At 46.3% G+C, this 19,313-nt stretch carries 14 protein-coding genes; 1 reads left to right on the plus strand and 13 read right to left on the minus strand.

The window, feature by feature from the left end; all coding sequences use genetic code 11:
- Positions 1 to 18: 18 nt before the first annotated feature.
- The 7 genes from oppC to ACFFUV_RS06095 form a co-directional block, all read right to left on the minus strand.
- A complete protein-coding gene (gene oppC, locus ACFFUV_RS06065; RefSeq protein ID WP_390190488.1) occupies positions 19 to 921 on the minus strand; it encodes an oligopeptide ABC transporter permease OppC in 903 nt (300 codons plus the stop codon).
- Positions 922 to 934: 13 nt separating this feature from the next.
- The gene (oppB, locus tag ACFFUV_RS06070) at positions 935 to 1,855 is read right to left on the minus strand and encodes an oligopeptide ABC transporter permease OppB (protein ID WP_390190490.1); all 921 of its coding nucleotides are present in this window, start codon (positions 1,853 to 1,855) and stop codon (positions 935 to 937) included.
- A 105-nt stretch (positions 1,856 to 1,960) separates the two neighbouring features.
- Positions 1,961 to 3,586: an ABC transporter substrate-binding protein gene (locus tag ACFFUV_RS06075; RefSeq protein ID WP_390190491.1), complete on the minus strand. Its 1,626-nt coding sequence runs from the start codon at positions 3,584 to 3,586 to the stop codon at positions 1,961 to 1,963.
- Positions 3,587 to 4,407: 821 nt separating this feature from the next.
- Positions 4,408 to 6,390 (minus strand): methyl-accepting chemotaxis protein, encoded by a 1,983-nt coding sequence (locus ACFFUV_RS06080; RefSeq protein ID WP_390190492.1) that lies wholly within the window; start codon positions 6,388 to 6,390, stop codon positions 4,408 to 4,410.
- Between the two features lie 55 nt (positions 6,391 to 6,445).
- Positions 6,446 to 7,387, minus strand: a complete 942-nt coding sequence (locus ACFFUV_RS06085; RefSeq protein WP_390190494.1) for a substrate-binding domain-containing protein — start codon at positions 7,385 to 7,387, stop codon at positions 6,446 to 6,448.
- Positions 7,388 to 7,555: 168 nt separating this feature from the next.
- Positions 7,556 to 8,479 carry a LysR family transcriptional regulator gene (locus ACFFUV_RS06090; protein WP_390190495.1) on the minus strand — a complete coding sequence of 308 codons (924 nt, stop codon included), beginning with the start codon at positions 8,477 to 8,479 and terminating at the stop codon, positions 7,556 to 7,558.
- 81 nt (positions 8,480 to 8,560) lie between these two features.
- The gene (locus tag ACFFUV_RS06095; protein WP_390190496.1) at positions 8,561 to 9,661 is read right to left on the minus strand and encodes an NADH:flavin oxidoreductase/NADH oxidase; all 1,101 of its coding nucleotides are present in this window, start codon (positions 9,659 to 9,661) and stop codon (positions 8,561 to 8,563) included.
- A gap of 303 nt (positions 9,662 to 9,964) precedes the next feature.
- Here ACFFUV_RS06095 and ACFFUV_RS06100 point away from each other — a divergent pair, with 303 nt between their 5' ends.
- A complete protein-coding gene (locus ACFFUV_RS06100; RefSeq protein WP_390190498.1) occupies positions 9,965 to 10,909 on the plus strand; it encodes a LysR family transcriptional regulator in 945 nt (314 codons plus the stop codon).
- A gap of 68 nt (positions 10,910 to 10,977) precedes the next feature.
- Here the strand turns inward: ACFFUV_RS06100 and acuI are convergent, their stop codons facing one another.
- The 6 genes from acuI to ACFFUV_RS06130 all read right to left on the minus strand — a co-directional run bounded on the left by acuI (position 10,978) and on the right by ACFFUV_RS06130 (position 19,228).
- Positions 10,978 to 11,958 (minus strand): acrylyl-CoA reductase (NADPH), encoded by a 981-nt coding sequence (gene acuI / locus ACFFUV_RS06105; RefSeq protein WP_390190499.1) that lies wholly within the window; start codon positions 11,956 to 11,958, stop codon positions 10,978 to 10,980.
- 130 nt (positions 11,959 to 12,088) lie between these two features.
- On the minus strand, positions 12,089 to 12,904 hold the full coding sequence (locus ACFFUV_RS06110; protein ID WP_390190500.1) for a PhzF family protein: 816 nt from the start codon (positions 12,902 to 12,904) through the stop codon (positions 12,089 to 12,091).
- A gap of 325 nt (positions 12,905 to 13,229) precedes the next feature.
- Entirely contained in the window at positions 13,230 to 14,669 is a 1,440-nt protein-coding gene (hydA, locus tag ACFFUV_RS06115) for a dihydropyrimidinase (protein ID WP_390190501.1), read from the minus strand.
- Positions 14,670 to 14,726: 57 nt separating this feature from the next.
- Positions 14,727 to 16,211 (minus strand): NCS1 family nucleobase:cation symporter-1, encoded by a 1,485-nt coding sequence (locus ACFFUV_RS06120; RefSeq protein WP_390190502.1) that lies wholly within the window; start codon positions 16,209 to 16,211, stop codon positions 14,727 to 14,729.
- Positions 16,212 to 16,255: 44 nt separating this feature from the next.
- Positions 16,256 to 17,518, minus strand: coding sequence for a Zn-dependent hydrolase (locus ACFFUV_RS06125; RefSeq protein ID WP_390190504.1), 1,263 nt, complete (start codon positions 17,516 to 17,518; stop codon positions 16,256 to 16,258).
- A 204-nt stretch (positions 17,519 to 17,722) separates the two neighbouring features.
- The gene (locus tag ACFFUV_RS06130; protein ID WP_390190505.1) at positions 17,723 to 19,228 is read right to left on the minus strand and encodes a CoA-acylating methylmalonate-semialdehyde dehydrogenase; all 1,506 of its coding nucleotides are present in this window, start codon (positions 19,226 to 19,228) and stop codon (positions 17,723 to 17,725) included.
- Between the last annotated feature and the right edge of the window lie 85 nt (positions 19,229 to 19,313).

The following is a 19,313-nucleotide window of genomic DNA, read 5'->3' on the forward strand; positions in this document are numbered from 1 at the left end:
TAATCTTGCTGTTTTTATTTATCGGTCTTTTGGATCGAGTGCGTCACGCAGACCATCACCAACGTAGTTGAAGCAGAATAGAGTCACGACCATAAATGCAGCAGGGAAAGTTAGCTGCCAAATCGCCACTTCCATTGTTTGAGAACCTTCTTGCAGAAGTGCGCCCCAACTTGTCATCGGCTCTTGAACACCAAGACCTAGGAATGAAAGGAATGATTCCGTTAGAATCATGCTTGGAATCAACAGCGTAGAGTACACTGCCACAATACCAAGCACGTTTGGAACAATATGTTTTGTAATGATATTCCATTGGCTGACACCACAAACGTGGGCGGCTTCGATAAATTCTTTGCTACGCAAGCTTAGAGTTTGACCACGAACGATTCGCGCCATATCGAGCCATGCAATCGCGCCGATCGCCACAAAAATAAGGAAGATATTACGTCCAAAAAACGTGACCAGTACAATCACGAGGAACATGAATGGTACCGCATATAAAATTTCTAATATGCGCATCATGATACGGTCAGTACGACCACCAATAAAGCCAGAGGCCGCACCATAAAGGGTTCCAATAAGCACCGCAACCAGCGCGCCCATGACACCCACCATCAAGGAAATACGACCGCCCACCAGCGTACGAACAAACAGGTCTCGACCTAGTGCGTCAGTACCAAACAAGTGCTCCATCGACGGCGCTACATGCATCGCATACCAGTCAGTATCGTCATAAGTGTATTGAGATAACATTGGCAGGAAGATGACCGCCATTGTCATAATAAATAGAATAGCGAGACTCGCCATTGCCGCTTTGTTACGCATAAAGCGAATACGAGCGTCTTGCCATAGGCTGCGGCCTTCTATCTCAAGGTTTTCTGAGAACTTTTCAACCGCGTCCAAGTTTTCTTTTTTCGTCAACATAACCGACTTCCTGTTAGTAGCGAATTTTTGGGTCAATCATTGCCAGCAAAATATCGACAACGGCATTGAATAGAATGAAGAGGAAACCAATTAAAATGGTCACGCCCATTACTAGCGAGTAATCACGGTTAAATGCTGCATTGACAAACAGCTTACCGATACCCGGAAGACCAAAAATAGTTTCAACCACAACCGAGCCAGTAATAATACCGACGAACGCTGGGCCCATGTAAGAAACAACAGGAAGTAGTGCCGGCTTAAGCGCATGCTTAACCACGATATATGGGTAGCTAAGACCTTTAGCACGAGCCGTACGAATAAAGTTACTGTTCAATGTTTCAATCATCGAACCACGAGTAATACGGGCAAAAGTCGCGACATAAAGCAGAGACATTGCGACAACAGGCAGTGCCATGTACTTGAATGAACCATCAAGCCAGCCCCCTGCTGGGAACCACCCCATATTAATTGAGAATATGTAGATCAGTACTGGCGCTAACACAAAGGAAGGCATGACCACCCCAAGCATGGCCGTTGACATTATCGTGTAATCCACCCAAGTGTTTTGCCGCAATGCGGCAATGGTGCCCACAGATACCCCCATAATGACGGTAAAGATAAAGGCAGCAAAGCCCACTTTTGCAGACACAGGAAGCGCACTCGAAATGAGCTCGTTCACTGAGTAATCTTTGTATTTGAAGGAAGGTCCAAAATCACCATGCAAAATATTGGTTAGATACGTAATGTATTGCTCGGATACAGGTTTATCTAAACCATACTTAGCATTAATGTTCGCCATTACTTCTGGAGGTAATGGTCGCTCACTTGAAAATGGGTTACCTGGCGCGAAGCGCATAAGAAAGAAGGATATGGTAATCAGCACCAACAAGGTTGGGATCGCTTCAAATATCCGTTTTGCTATGAACTTAAGCATAAACTCACTCTTTCAGTCTGTGACTATTATTTAAAAGTAGAAAGACGCTGCATGTGTCGCCACATGCAGTGTCTGAATATTATATTTATTTTCGCTGGTTATTACTTATTTCGCGATGATGTAAAGATCTTTAGCGTAGATCTTATCTTCTGCGTTGTTCGCAGGATAGCCACCAACGGTTGGTGAAACTAGGCGAGACTTAACGTACTGATAAACTGGCGCGATAGGCATATCGCGAGCAAGCAGTTTTTCAGCTTCAGTGTAAAGCGCAGAACGCTCGTCATCTGAAGTTGAGTTCATTGCTTTTTCCATCACTGCGTCATACTCAGCGCTATGGTACTTCTGGTCGTTTGACGCATTGTTCGATTGCATCAACGATAGGAAAGTGGACGCTTCGTTGTAGTCACCACACCAACCGGCACGAGTCACATCGTAGTTACCATCACGGCGAGTATCTAGGAATGTTTTCCACTCTTGGTTTTCAAGAGAGATATCGACACCAAGTGATTTTTTCCACATAGACTGGATTGCCGTAGCAATTTTCTTGTGGTTTTCAGATGTGTTGTAAAGCAACGTGAAGTGAAGAGGGTTTGACTTATCAAAACCTGCTTCCGCTAGCAATTTCTTCGCTTCAGCAATACGCTCTTTTTGAGTCATCTTGCCGTATGCAGGCATTTCAGGGTTAAATCCAGCTGTGATTTCCGGAGTTAGGAAGTATGCTGGTTTTTGACCTTGACCTAGAATTGCACCAGTGATGATGTCACGGTCAATTGCGTAAGAAAGCGCTTTACGAACACGAACATCATCAAAAGGCGCTTTACGGTTATTGAAGCCGTAGTAGTAAGTACATAGGTTACCCTGTACTTGCACTGATTCAGGATGCTCTTTTTTCAGACGTTTGAAGTGCTCAAGCGGTAATTCGTTAGTGATTTGAATTTCACCTGATAGGAAACGGTTCATTTCAGACACTTGGTTTTCGATTGGCAGGTAAGTCACCTGCTCCAATACCGTGTGCTCGTTATCCCAGTAATTAGGGTTACGTTTAAGAACCATACGCTCGTTGACAACCCAGTTATCAAGAACGAACGCACCGTTGCCTACGAAATGCTCAGGTTTAGTCCACTCATCGCCCCATTTTTCAACAGTCGCTTTGTGAACAGGTTTAACAGTCGTGTGACCCATCATCTTAACGAAGTATGGTACGGCTGTTTCTAAATCAATTTGTAGCGTGTGAGCGTCCAGTGCTTTAACACCCAGAGTCTCTTTGTCTTTTTTCCCTGCAATGATATCTGCAGCGTTCACCATCGTCGTCATTTCAAGATACCACGAGTATGGAGAAGCCGTTGCAGGATCAACAGCACGCTTAAAGCTATAAACGAAATCTTCAGCGGTCACAGGATCGCCATTTGACCATTTCGCATCGCTACGAAGATGGAAAATGAAAGATTTGTTGTCCTTAGTTTCCCAGCTTTCAGCAACACCTGGAATGGTATTACCGTTAGCATCTTGGTTAACCAGACCTTCTAACAGATCACGAATAACGTTTGATTCTGGAACACCCTCAGTTTTATGAGGATCAATAGAAGCGACTTCAGTACCGTTACCACGAACAAGTTCTTGCGCTTTTGCTAATTTAGTACCAGCGGGAACATTCGCAGCGTAAGAAGCCGTAGAGGCCACTGCAAGACCAGCACCAAGAAGAAGTGCTGTGGTGATTTTGTTTTTATACATGCGTAAAACTCCGAGTTTTAATTTTGCATCCATGACTTCTTTGCAGGTTCACTAGAACGGTCAGTGATTTAGATTTATTTAGCTCAAAAAGTAAGCAGAAAACTCTAAAACCCTACAAAGATTGCGGCACACATTAGCAATCATTGGAGCAATTTGCCATAAATATGTAGCAAGAAATGGGATAATTCTTCATCCAATGTAACTACTCAGTCATTAATATCGAAATATCGATATTTTGCAGTGAATCAGAATATGTAATCCATTGCAGATAGAGAGACGTGCCTGATTATCTAGCGAACGACTAGTTTGTAGCATTCTGTGCTAAATAACGATCGACAAATCTACCACTACCTCTAACACTAAGCGAACATTTCACGCGATAGATGTTGAAAATACAGTAAAAACGTGAATTCCATCACCTAACAAGTTGCGTATAATTGCGGTTTTTATGTGATTTTGGTCGTCATAAAAAAACCAAAACGTGCACATTTTGAGCAAAAAATCCCGTTCGCTTTCCCACCATTTTGCCATCATATACCTAGCCTAATTATCTAATTATCTAATTATCTAATTATAACCAGATAGCAAGAATTTAATGTCGGTACATAACCTTAAGCTATATACGAAAAGTCTGAATGACGTAAAAAAACGCGTTGAGGGATAGAAGAGCGAACAGTACTAAGGTTTACGAATTTAAACTTTAGTACCACTCGGTATATATAATCCTGTTCTTTAAAGAATTAAGTGAGACATCGACAAAGGGTACGTCATCGCCTCTGAGTTAATTACCCTGAGGCGATGCGCTTAAGCGTATATATAACTTACACCTTAAATTGATCGATTAGCTGGCGCTGTTTGATGGATTGCTCTTTCAAGCTTTGACTCGACTGTGTATTTTCTTTCGCTCCTTCAGCGGTTTGCTCTGCCGAATCGCTAATATGCACAACACTGGCACTGATCTCTTTAGCTGTGGTGCTTTGTTCATCGGTAGCCGTAGCAATCTGCATATTCATTTCGACGATTTCACCAATGACTTTACTCATGCGAGTCAGACCATCACCTGCTTGCTCTGCCACCGCCACATTCGATTCGTTCTTGCTGACGTTAACATTAATAGTCTCGACAACCGCTTGAATTAATCGTTGCATTATCTCAATCATGTTTTGGATTTCTTCGGTCGACTTTTTGGTTCGACTCGCCAAGTTTCGCACCTCATCTGCCACCACGGCAAACCCTCTTCCTTGCTCACCCGCTCTAGCTGCTTCTATCGCCGCGTTAAGCGCAAGTAAATTTGTCTGCTCCGCGATATCTTGAATCGTTTCGATAATGCTATCTATTTTGCGGCCATATTCATTCAGCTCAATTGCTGTTTTCGACGTTTTTTCTATCTGCTCCGCTTGTTCTTTAATATTACTGATCGCCTGTTTAATGCTGACCCCAACCTCGGTTACCTGCTCATTCGCCTGCTCAGCGGCCATCATTGTATCTTGTGCTCGCTGCGCCACTTCGGCGACCGAACATTCCATTTCCGTCATCGCTGACGCTGTCGTTTCAAGCAAATGCCGCTGATGCGACACCGCTTGAGTGGTGCTGTCACTGATTTGGGCGTTACGATCGGCGACATCGGTCAATTCACCTGCTGAGATATTAAGTGAGCTAAATACATTACGTAGATTTTCAGCGAGATTATTCAAATAGCCGCCCAACTCTCCAAACTCATTTTTCGCCGAATGCTCAAACTCGACACTCAAATCCCCTTTCGTCATGGTCATCAATGCTTCACGGAACTGACCGAGCATTTTGCGAATCCATGTTGCAATCCATAGCGGCAGAATAATCGCGATCGCAAGTGCGATAGCGCTAACAGTGATTGTGGTTTTTTTAATCACACCAATATTACCATCGGTATTGGTCTGCGCTTGCTGAACGATACCGCGAGATTGATCAACAAACTTATTGACCGATGTGAGAAGCGAATCGATGCTTTGCTTGGTCTGAACTAAAAGCTCAGCAATCTGTTTGTTGTTTTTATCATCAAGCAAATAAAGTTTGTATAAGCCATCATCATCACGTAGCTCACTCAGCAGTGGCACTAACATCAGACTAAATAGCTTGCCAATATCACCGTCAATTTGTTGAATCTGTTGGAAGCGTTTCTCAATCACCACATCCATCCCTTCAATACCGTTGACCAAAGCTTGCGGATTCCCATTGACCAAGTAACTGTTGAAAGCCGTGAGCACTTGTTTTACTTCACGGTCAAGACCTTGCATCGTCAACGTAAAGTCTTGCCCTAAATAAGCGCGTTTCGAATATTTGTTAAGATAGTAAGTGAGCCGGCGTTCAATGTTGCTCATGATCCTCAACTGAGCATTGATTTCAGCGTTCACCTCGAGATCACTGCGCTGCAAATTGAACAGCTGATTCGCCTGTTCGACATACGCCGCCCTCACCTTTTGTATCATCGCCAGTTCAGTTTTGAGCACCGAATTGGATTCAATAACATGTGTTGGTATCGACGCTAAAGTTTGCGTCACTTGCTGATTAAATTCCTTAAACTCTGACTCTAACTCATCAACAACCTCAGGATTCGACACACTAAAAATCGACATTACGCGTTCATTTTGCTGTAAAACATCAATTTTAATATTATTGGCTCGCTGTGAAACGGGCAGCGTCTCATGGGTAACCTGATTCAAGTCCTCCTGAATTTTGGAGATCGAAACATAGCTAACAATGACAATGGTAAGAAGCGCCAACAGCAGGATCAAAAATCCACCGACAATTCTTTGAACTAAAGACATAAATGCATCCTCAATATATCAAACTGGACCACTCGATAAGGGAATGAACCACCCATTACTTCATGAACTGTTGGTAGTTTTCTGGTGTCACTAAACGAAACGGAATCCATACGGTTTTCTCGCGTTGCGTTCCATTCATAAGTCGATAAGCGGCCTCGACAGCAGACACACCTTGGCTCTCTGCGTCTTGAAGTACAGTGACGTCCAAGTTGCCCGCTTGCATCTCCAGTAACGCGTCCGCCGTGGCATCAATTCCGCCGGTTAAATAAGGTTTAGGATTCTGACCCGCGTCTTTAAGAGCCATAATCCCACCAAGGATCATTTCATCGTTGTTCGCCACCAGTACTTTAAAATCAACCCCTTCTTTCACCCACTCGGTAACTAACTTATACGCTTGGTTGCGCTGCCAATTGGCCGTTTCGCTTTTGACCAAATTCATATTGGGGTATTTGGCCAAAACATTTTTGACATCTTGAGTTCGGACCTTGGCCGCAGGATGGTTTGGCTCACCAATCAATAGCGCCACATTTCCTTCATACCCCGCTAGTCGGGCTAATTCTTCCATCTCCATCGTGCCTGACTGCTCTTCATTCGAACCGACATAAACGCTGTTGTCAGGCAAAGCGTTTAAATCCTTTAGTGGCTCCACATTGACAAACACCATAGGCACTTGCTTAGCGAACTCGAGTAACTTTAAGTTTTGCTCCTGGTTTCCTGCTGATAATACAATGATCGCATCGGCCCCAACGTCGACATAGCGCTGTACCTGTTTATATTGGATATCAAAATCCCCAGAGGCGGAATCAATGTAGATTTCATCACCGCGGCGGTCGACCGTGGCTTCAATACTCGCTGTGATCAAATTCCGAAAGTTATCTTCGGCACTCACTGATACCGCGATAAACTTTGCGTGAACATGTAGGGAAAATAACAGCCCGCCCAGTACGACAAGCACTGAGCGGACTATCGAGGCAAGATGTAAAAAGTCTCTTTTCATGGCGACTCCAAGCACATTCGGTCGATTACAAACTTCGAGGTATCACTCTTAAGTTTAATAATAGACACGGCTTTTTCGCCCTGTTCATAAATTGCTGAATATGTGAACGAATACACTAATCGCGATGAACATAGAAATATCAACTCATGTTGGTAATTGAAGCGCGCTTTACACGCAGCTCAAAATGTCTTTGATTTGTTCACGCAGCCATTTACGCAGTGGGTCAGCATGCGTTCGCTCGTGCCACACTTGGGAAATGGTCACGGTGGGAATTTCTAGCGGCAACTCATGTACGACTAAGCGTTTAGGCTCTCGTTCGATAGCTTGCTTTGCCAAACTCTGTAAACAGGTCACCACTAGATTCGGGCATTCACCGTCAGCAATAATCTGGCTGGGAACAAGAAAGCTCGACAATCCGGCCATAATTCGGCGCTGGCGACCAAGTTGATTGAGCAGCTGATCAATCACACCATTAAGATCCCCAGTTAATGTAGTCACTAGGTGCTCACTGGCTAAATAACTTTCCAAATCAAGCTCGTCACGAATATGTTGATTTTGGGTATTGGCTAAAACCACAAACGGTTGATTCATTAATGATTGCTGACGAAAAGTATCGGGTAGCTGCTTAAAAAAGCCCGCAATGGCGAGATCACATTGCCCTTTTTCTAATTCGGTTCTCGGTAAAACGCCTCGCGTGTTACGCGTAATCACCGTCACATTGGGTGCACATTTTCGAATTCGGCACAGCAAAGGAGGAAAGAGAAGCTGCTCGATGTAATCAGTCGTGTAGATATAGATGCGGTCATCACGTTGTTCAAAATGCGGCTCAATGTGAGCAGAATAAAAACGCTCAAGGTTGGGCACCAATTGATTAATCTGCTTCGCGATGGAGTGAGCCTTTGGCGTTGGTGTTAACCCGCGAGGCGCTTTAACAAATAAACTGTCGTTCCACTCATGGCGAAGTTTATTCAGTTTATGACTCAGCGCAGGTTGGCTGATAGCAAGTATTTCAGCCGCTCGAGATGCATTTTGCTCCTGATAAAGCACATGAAAAATCAACAGTAAATTCAGGTCGCGATGAAGTAAATTCATAATAAAGTTCTGGCTACTCAACATCATTAAAGTAAAAGCCCGGCTCGTTGGCCGGGCTTTTATACTAGCATACGCTGCGCATTAATCGGCTAACGCGTAACGCTCTAACCAGTGTGCATATGGCGCAGGTAATGTCCACGATGGTTTCTCAATACCTAACTGTTTGGCAACACGGTAAGTCCAATGAGGATCCGCCAAATACGCACGCCCAATCATGACAACATCAAGTTGCTGCTCTGCCACAACACGTTCTGAGTCTTGCGGCTTATCAATGCCCCATGCTGAGGCTACTGGTAACCCGGTTTCCTTGCGAACACGTTCTGCGATAGGGGCTAAAAATGCTGGCCCCCAAGGAATTTGTGCGTCCGGAGTCGAGAATCCCATGCTAACACTCAGCATGTCGAGCCCGCGCTGCTTCATCTGTTTGGTTAATTCAATGGCTTCCTGCAATGTTTCTTCATCACGTCCATCAAATTCAATCACCCCAAAACGTGCAGTTAATGGCAACTCTTCAGGCCATACCTCGCGCACAGCTTCTAATGTTTCAAGTAAGAAACGACCACGACCTTCTGGGCTACCACCATATTGGTCATCACGCTGGTTGGCATGAACGGAGAAAAAGCTTTGCGCCAAGTAGCCGTGGGCGAAATGCAATTCTAACCACTCAAAGCCCGCGTCACGAGCACGAATCGCCGCTTGAACAAAATCGTGTTTAACACGTTGAATATCCTCAACGGTCATCGCTTTTGGCTGTTTAGGTAGATTGGCACCAAATGCAACGGCCGATGGGGAAATAGTATCCCAGCCTTGAGGATCGGCAGAGTCAATATGATCATCGCCTTTCCACGGAGCATTTGCGCTTGCTTTACGACCCGCATGACCAATTTGAATACCCGGTACGCTGCCATTATCTTTAATTGATTGAGCAATCGTTGCCAAGCCTTTGGCTTGTTCTTCATTCCACAGTCCTAAACAGTTAGGCGAAATGCGCCCTTCTGGTGATACGGCTGTCGCTTCAACAATCACTAAACCTGCTCCACCACGGGCTAAACCCGCATAATGCACTTGGTGCCAGTCATTGACCAAGCCATCTTCAGCACTATATTGGCACATAGGCGGCACCGCGATGCGGTTCTTCAGAGTGACAGACTTTAATGTAAACGGTTCAAATAGAGCCGACATAAACACCTCTTTATTCTTCAAATTTAATGACTAAAATGCCATCCATAACGATGAATCACTTAACGTGCATCGTGAGCAATCACAAGGATAGAAGCGTCAGCCGCTTTTCACTTCTTCGCTTTATCGTTTGGTGCTTACACACCTAAGATGATGACAGCTATACTACGCGAGCCTGCGTTATTCAAAAACTTCCAATTATTTATAATAGATATCGAATTAACGAATAACCTTCATTCATAAACACTACTCGCTTGGTCGAGAAATTGGTTACACTGCGTACATCATCCCAGCCGTAAAGCCGTCATGAAACTTGAAGATATCTATCGCCGCGATTTAAATTTGCTTGTAGCACTAAGGGTACTGATTGAAGAATGCAGTGTCAGCCGAGCTGCCGAGCGTTTAAACCTAAGTCAGTCTGCAATGAGCCGAGTACTCGCGAGACTACGCGAGTTGTTAGATGACCCGTTATTCACTCGTCAAGGCCAGCGCCTAGTTGCCACCCAAAAAGCGTTAGAGATCAATCAAGCAATGCAACAACCGCTGGAGTCAATTCTCGGTTTACTGTCACCAAACGAATTCGATCCCAAGACATGCAGTCAAACCTTCAAAGTCGCCACGACCGATTATGCGATGCAAACTATACTGCCTTTTGCTCTACCTCGAATTTATCAAGAGGCTCCCCACCTGTCCCTTGAACTGATTCCACTTCGCCATAACAAGCTTGCTGAACAACTCAGCCATGAAGGAGCTGATCTAGCGATTTGTCGCCCAACGCTACAATTCGCGCCATTACGTAGTGAGTTTTTAGGCCGCGTTGGTGTCATGTGTCTGGTATCAAAGCAGCATCCTATCGCCAACCAAGCCATGACTCTTGATGACTATTTATCGTATCCGCATGCGATGATTGCCATCAGTGACGGTGTCAAAGCATTAATCGATAATGCCCTAGCGACACAGCCCTCACGACGCATGGTACTTCGCGCTTATCATTTGGAAACGGCACTGGCGATAGTTGAAACGATGCCACTGATCATTACTGTCCCTGCCGACTTAGCTTACTTGGTCGGCGAACGTTACGGATTAGTGGTAAAACCACTGCCGTTTGATTTCTCGGCGTTTGACTATTCGATGATTTGGCATCCACGCTGCGACCATTCACCAGCCCAAGCGTGGCTTCGAAAAACCCTGAGTCAGGAGTGTGGGCGTTTGATTGCAAAGCGCATTGAAGATATGGGACTGGAAACCTGATTTGATGACGGATAACAAAGCCATGGCATTAGGATACCATGGCTATTTACTGGTTTAATCTAGCCAGATTATAACTTAATCACCACACGTCCAGTCACTTGGCCTTGAGTGATCGATTCAGCGAATGTAGGAACTTGCTCTAAAGTAATTTCAGAACAAGCCTGCTGGAAATAGCTTGCCGGTAACAGCGAAGCCAGCTTATCCCACGCCGCAACACGCTTCTCATAAGGACAATTCACGGAATCCACGCCCTGTAAACGTACGTTACGCAAAATAAAAGGCATCACGGTTGTCGGTAAATCAAAGCCACCCGCCAAACCACAGGCAGCGACGGTGCTGTTGTAATCCATCTGTGCAAGAACTTTTGCCAAGACTTTGCTGCCCACCGTATCGATAGCACCAGCCCAAACTTGCTTTTCAAGCGGACGTGCAGGCTCTTCAAATTCACTGCGCTCAATCACGCGTTTGGCGCCCAGTTGTTCAAGCAGTGGGCCATTTTCAGCCGCGCGCCCTGTTACCGCCGCAACTTGATAGCCCAATTCGTTGAGTAAGGTAACCGCGACAGAGCCCACACCGCCACTCGCGCCTGTCACTAAGATCTCACCTGCATCGGGGGTGATGCCCGCATCAAGGATGGCTTGAACACATAGCATGGCGGTAAATCCGGCCGTTCCGACCATCATCGCTTGTTTGCCATTGAGTTTTTCAGTTAAAGGGACTAACCACTCTGATTTTACACGTGCCTTTTGCGCCATGCCGCCCCAGTGATTTTCACCAACGCCCCAACCGGTAAGGACCACTTGGTCACCGGCTTGATAACGTTCATTCGCTGACTCGACGACAGTCCCGGTAAAGTCGATGCCAGGCACCATCGGGAATTGACGAATGATTTTTCCTTTTCCGGTAACCGCCAAACCATCTTTATAATTGAGTGATGAGTAATCAACTTCAACTAACACATCACCTTCGGGTAATTGCGCAGTCTCGATCTGCTCAACATTTGCAATGGTACGTTTATCTTCTTGGTTTAAAATCAGAGCATTAAACATTCTGTTCTCCATATCGTCATGAGATGACGTGTGTAATTCGATAAAGTTTAACCACGGCAATTGTAGTCATAGCTAAAACATGAAAAAAATGAAACTTTGACATTTACTCTATGCACAAAACGCATAGTACCTAGCGATCACTCGGTGGGATCAACAATTTTCCATGCACAACAATCACCGCTTGCCCACTTAATTTGATGCGTCGATTACCCTGCAGTTCCATATTGATAACACCACCGCGAGAAGAGGCCTGATAACCACAAAGTACTGCTTTATTCAGCTTTTCTGACCAATATGCGGCTAAGGCGCAATGCGCAGAACCGGTTACGTAATCTTCATTAACGCCAACCCAGGGCGCAAAATAGCGCGAAACAATATCCGTCTCTGGCTGCTCTGACTGAGCCGAAACCACCACGCCTCGACCTTTTAATTGCTTTAGCTGTTCATAATTAGGAGCGATGGCATGTACCGTTTCCGAACGTTCAACAACCAGCATCAATTTACTTTCAAAGCTATAGCTATCAACAACCTGTGAGCGTGTCAAACCCAGCGCGCCTAACAACGCCGGATCAGGGTCAACACACTGAACAAGGTGGGGAGTAGGAAAATCCAGCTCAATCGCATCACTTAAAATCGTTGCGTTGAGGATGCCAGATTGAGTATGAAAGGCCAAAATATCGCCTTCATGCGCCAATCCCTTCTTACGCAAAACGTGCGCAGTCGCGAGAGTGCCATGGCCACAAAGCGCCACTTCGGTTTGCGGCGTGAACCATCGTAAACGCCAATCACTGAGCGACAAAAACGCGGTTTCTGACACCGCCATTTCACTGGCAATTTTCAGCATCAGCGCCTCATCGAGCCCATTTTCCGTAATGCATACCGCTGCAGGGTTTCCTTTAAATGCGTGGCTAGTAAACGCATCAACTTGATAAATCTCTAATTCCACGTAATTTCCTTCCCTCTGGTCCACCAGACTAATACTAGCTTTTGCCACTGCGAACTCAATCTTAGCGTTGCAATATGACGAGCCGCTCACACTGTCAGCTTGCGTGATTTTTGAGTATCAGAGTTTAGAAAAAAGACTTAAGTTTCATTAGCTTTGTAGCTCGAAGAGGCCATGCCCAACCTGTTCTAGGTCAAAGAAATTGAAACAGTGCCGAGAGATTAACCAACTGCAGATAAAAATCGCAAACAGCAAAAAGACCCGATGCCTATCACAAGCATCGGGCGAGATAAATAATTCGTATCTCTACATAGTCACAGGGAGGAAATTAACGCTCTACCGCGTGAGGTTCAGCCAACTCATTACGCTTAAGTTGACTTTGATAATAACCAGCATACGGGCTGCGTTTAACATATTGACCATCACCCGGTGCGGTTTTGAGTGAACCTTGTTGCCATGCAATTTTACCTGCACAAATCGTGGTATCCGGCATTCCGTTGACGGTCATGCCCTCAAAGATCGAGTGTTCGATTTTCGAGTAATGAGTTTGGCTAGAAATGGTTTTTTGAGCATTCGGATCCCAAACCACGAGATCGGCATCTGCACCAACCGTAATGCTGCCTTTACTTGGGAAAAGATTGAAGATTTTCGCAGTGTTAGCCGATGTGATTGCCACAAACTCATTCGGTGTCAAACGGCCTTGATTCACCCCTTTTTCCCACAACACCATCAAACGCTCTTCCACACCTGCGGTGCCATTGGGAATTTTGGTAAAATCGTCTTTCCCCATCGCTTTTTGTTCCGCGCAAAAGGCGCAGTGGTCAGTTGCGGTGGTTTGCAGAACGCCGCTTTGTAGCCCATTCCACAGCGCCTCTTGGTGCTTTTTGGGACGAAACGGCGGGCTCATCACATGCGCGGCAGCCACATCCCAATCTTTGGATTGATACACGCTATCATCCACCACTAAATGACCCGCAAGGCATTCACCAAACACTATTTGGCCATTATTTTTTGCATACTTGATCGCTTCAACCGAGTCTTCTACCGACACATGCACCAAATAGATCGGCGCACCCAGCGTGCCCGCAATATTGATCGCGCGGCTTGCCGCTTCGCCTTCCACTTTGGCTGGTCGTGACATTGGATGCGCTTCAGGGCCTGTGATCCCCTTTTCCATCAGTTGCTGTTGAAGGTGATAAACCAACTCACCATTTTCAGCATGTACCGTTGGGATAGCCCCCAGTTCCAAGCAACGACTAAAGCTATTCACTAAGATATCATCCGTGGCCATCATGGCATTTTTATAAGCCATAAAGTGCTTGAAGCTGTTAACACCATAGTCTTCCACAAGGGTTTTCATATCGGCGTGCACAGAATCATCCCACCAAGTAATGGCCACATGGAATGAGTAGTTACATTGCGCTTTTTCTGCCCAGTCACGCCACTGGTGGTAGGCTTCCATTAATGGTTGCTGCGGCGCGGGAATCACGAAATCGATGATCGTCGTGGTGCCACCAGCCAGCGCCGCGGCTGTGCCTGAAGAAAAATCATCAGCAGCAACGGTTCCCATAAATGGCAGTTGCATGTGAGTATGAGGATCAATACCACCTGGCATGATTAACTTGCCGGTGGCGTCCACCACGTCATCGACTTCGCCAATGTTGAGATCCAATCCAATTTGTTCAATTTTGCCATCGACGCAATAGACATCGGCAACATAGGTTTGATCATGAGTGACGACTGTGCCGCCTTGAATGAGTAGTTTCATTGTGTTCCCTCTTTGAGCGAATAGGCGAGATGCGCCTATTCGCTTTTTCATCCATGTTTATGCTTTTTTAAAGCCTGATGTCGACATCACCGGCTGGGTTTGTACTTGTGACACAAGGTAGTAAATGACCGCGCCTGAGGCGACGCCGGTAAACCAGCCATAGTTATAAAACCAAGTCATCACATCAAAGCTGATCGCCATGATGGTAAACAGCACAGGGACAAAGAATGCAACGAAGCCAGCCACATTAATCGCCGGATACGCGTCTTCTTTGTACAGTGCAATGACATCTAACTGCTGCTTCTTCACTAGGAAATAGTCAACAATCATGATCCCAGCAATGGGGCCAAGTAAGCTTGAATAGCCAAGAAGCCAATTGGAGTACATGGCTTCAACACTGACATCCGATTCAACCCAGCCCATTTTCTTAATCAACTCCCAACTCATCAGCAAAATACCAATCACGCCAGTCAATAAAACGCCACGCGTGTGATTAATGTATTTAGGTGCAATGTTTTGGAAGTCGTTGGTTGGCGAGACAACGTTGGCCGCCGTATTCGTAGACAATGTGGCGATCACAATCAGGACCATGGCCACAAAGACCCAAAACGGACTATCAATTTGGCCAATTAAGGTGATGGGATCAGAGATGGTTTGCCCAAACAGCGGCTCAGAGGCTGCGGTTAACACCACGCCAAGCGCGGCAAAGAAGAACATGGTCAACGGTAAGCCCAAAATTTGCCCAACCACTTGATCTTTTTGTGATTTAGCATAGCGGCTAAAGTCTGGAATGTTTAGAGAGAGTGTCGCCCAGAACCCAACCATAGCCGTCAATCCAGCGAAGAAGTAACTGGCAAAGCCCGCATCTTCCGGACGGCTTGCAGGCGTTGCCAACAATTCTCCCACCGACACATGACCACTTGCCCAAATCATAAGGCCAACCCCAACCGCAAGCAGTAACGGCGCTGCCAGTGTTTCAAGCCACTTAATGGATTCAGACCCTTTTAGCACCACCCCAATGTTCAGCGCCCAGAAAATAAAGAAGCCATAAACTTCCCCCGCACCGCCAAGGCTTTGCCAGCCTGACGAGATTTCTGACAACATCAAGTGTATGGCTAAGCCACCGAACATGGTTTGAATTCCAAACCAGCCGCATGCAACCAAACCGCGAATCAGACACGGTACATTAGAGCCAAAAATGCCAAACGAAGAGCGTAGCAGTACCGGAAAAGGCAAACCATATTTCGTCCCTGCGAAGGCATTCAAGGTTAAAGGAATCAGTACCACAAGGTTAGCGATAAGAATCGTAAACAAGGCTTCTAGTACTGATAATCCGAAATAGGCAGTCAATACGCCACCCAATGTGTAAGTGGGCACGCAAATCGACATGCCGACCCACAGCGCGGCCACGTTGTATTTGCTCCATGTACGTTCTTTGATTTTAGTGGGAGCCAAATCATCATTGAAATTTTTACTTTGGATTAAATCCTGCCCGACATCGAGCTCATAAAAATCACCCACTTTTTGTATTTTGGTATCCATGATCGTTTCCTCATCCAATTGAGTCATTTCATTTGCATCAGTGATCAGCTTGCAGACTCGCAAAGCGTTTCTTGTTGCTCAGCAATCCGTTTGCTGGCGGCCAACATGGTATGCAGCAACACATTTGCTCCCGCTTCACACTCCTCAGGTGCGGTGTTTTCAACTTCGTTGTGACTGATACCATTTTCACAAGGTGTGAAAATCATGCCTGTTGGCACAAGGTCTGCCATATAACAGGCATCGTGACCTGCACCGGCGTAGATATCCATATTGGAATAGCCAAGTTCATCGGTCGCCTTTTTGACATCGTCTGAAGCGCTAAATTCGACTGGCGCGAAGTACCAGAAATGATCGATATCGACGCTGATATTGCGCTCTGCGGCGACGCTTTGGCAGTAGGATTGAAAAACCTCATCCATCTCTTTGAGCACATCAGGGTTGGGGTTACGTAAGTCGACGCTAAACGTCACTTCGCCGGGTATGACATTGCGTGAATTGGGGTATACTTGCACGAAGCCAACCGTGCCGAGACCGTTGTCATAACGGTGCGCGATGGCTTCCACTTCTGCCATAATTTTCGCACTGGCCACCATAGCATCATTGCGCAGGTACATCGGCGTGGTTCCTGAGTGGGCTTCTTGGCCTTTAATGGTGACGTTGTACCAGCGAATGCCTTGCCCTAGGCGCACAACACCAATGGTCTTCTGTTGATCTTCAAGAATTGGCCCTTGCTCGATATGCGTTTCAAAAAAAGCACCAAAGTGACGACTGCCAGGCTGAGCTTCGCCCAGATAACCAATTTTCTCTAGTTCATCTTTCAGGCGAATACCGTTGACATCAGTTTTATTAAGCTCTGTTTCAAGGTCAAAACGCCCAACGTACACCCCCGAACCTTGCATCGCAGGTTGGAAACGAGAGCCTTCCTCATTGGTCCAAACGGTAAATTCCATTGGCGTTTCGGTTTCAACATTGTTTTCATGCAGCGTGCGCAGCACTTCTACTCCAGCCAGTACGCCAAATACGCCATCAAACTTACCGCCCGTCGGCTGAGTATCGAGGTGACTTCCGGTCGCAACCGCTGGCAAATCGTTATTTTTGCCTTCTCGGCGCGCAAAGATATTACCAAAGCAGTCATAGCTCACCGTGCAACCGCACGCCTCACACCACTGAACAAATAGGTCACGTGCCTTACCATCTAGCTCCGTTGCCGCTAAGCGATTACAACCGCCCTTTTCCGTTAAGCCAAATTGAGCCATCTCCATTAGGCTATCCCAAAGTCGCGTTCCGTTAACTCGTAAATCTTGCATATAACATCCTTTTATTTCTGTTCGAATCGGAGTTTTCCGTTCGTTCCCCCCCGAGCTGGGTACAGCAGCTCACCCGGGACCAATACGCACATTCTCGAAGTAAGGGCTCTAGATTTACCAAATGGTAAAACTCAAGAGCAAAAAAATTCTGGCTGCGCCGCCGACTCATTGATTGAGTTCTGTTCGGACTCGCCAGATTGCGTGCTATTCCTCGGAATAGCTTGGGAAAGAAAATTGCGTGCCGTCTTTCACTCCCCGGGATGGCCAACGTTGGGTAATGGCTTTGCGCCGAGTGTAAAAACGTACCGAATCCGGTCCGTAGGCATGAAGATCGCCAAACAGAGAGCGTTTCCAACCACCAAAACTGTGGTAAGAAACTGGAACAGGTAACGGCACATTTATCCCTACCATGCCAACCATCACATGATTTGAGAAGAAGCGTCCTGCTTCTCCGTCACGAGTAAATATGCAGGTTCCATTCCCATATTCATGCTGGTTAATAAGTTCTATCGCTTGCTCTAGGGTGTTAACCCTGACGACAACAAGCACCGGCCCAAAAACTTCCTGTTGATAAATCGTCATTTCTGGCGTGACATTGTCAAATAGAGTGCCGCCTAAAAAGTACCCTGACTCATAATCGGGCACAGTTTTGGTGCGACCGTCTACCCGCAAAGAGGCGCCTTGCGTACACGCTTCATCGATGTAATCAATGACTTTTTGCTTTTGATCAGCGGTGATGATTGGCCCCATTTCATTACTTTCATCAGTACCCGGGCCCACTTGTAACGCTTCGATTTTTGGTGTCAGCTGACGAATTAAGGCATCGGCAACGTGATCACCAACGGTGACGGCGACGGAGATCGCCATACAACGTTGACCGCAAGACCCAAACGCCGCCCCCATTAACGCGTTAGTTACCATATCCAAATCCGCATCTGGCATCACCACAGCGTGATTTTTGGCTCCGCCCAGAGCCTGACAACGTTTTCCTTGCTGAGCGCTACGCTGGTATATGGCTTCGGCAATCGGGGTTGACCCAACAAAACTCACCGCCTGCACTTCGGCAGCGTCAATGAGCTGATTGACGACATCCACCCCACCATGAACAACGTTAAGCACGCCTTTGGGCAGCCCGGCTTGATGGGCTAATTCGACAATATAAAGCACCGAACTTGGATCACGCTCTGAGGGTTTTAAAATAAAACTGTTGCCACACATCACGGCAGATGGCCACATCCACAAAGGCACCATCGCCGGAAAGTTAAATGGCGTAATCCCGACCACGACTCCAAGAGGTTGAAACTCACTCCAAGCGTCAATATTGGTTCCGACTTGACGACTGTGTTCACCCTTGAGTAATTCAGGAATGCCACACGCATACTCAACATTTTCAATCCCGCGCGCCAGTTCGCCCTTAGCATCACTGAGCACTTTGCCATGCTCAAGCGTGATCAATTGACAAATTTTATCTTGGTGCTGGACCAGTAATTCTTTAAATCGATACATGACTTGCGCCCGCGCTGATGGCGGTGTTGCTGCCCAGCTGGGATAGGCTTGTTTGGCGGCAGATAACGCTTGCTCAACCACTGCTCGACTGGCCATCGGCAGTTGACCGCACTCTTTCCCCGTCGCCGGGTTATAAATAGGCTGAGTTGTGACACTGTCATGCAAAAGTTCGCCATTGATCAGATGACCAATTCCTTGGTTCATAATAATATTCTTCCTAGTTGTTATGCATTGTCGGTATCAAGCACAATGCCAATGAACGATTAACTCACTCTGTGGCGGGTAACAC

This window comes from Vibrio olivae, assembly GCF_042428525.1.
In the GTDB taxonomy this organism is placed as follows: domain Bacteria; phylum Pseudomonadota; class Gammaproteobacteria; order Enterobacterales; family Vibrionaceae; genus Vibrio; species Vibrio olivae.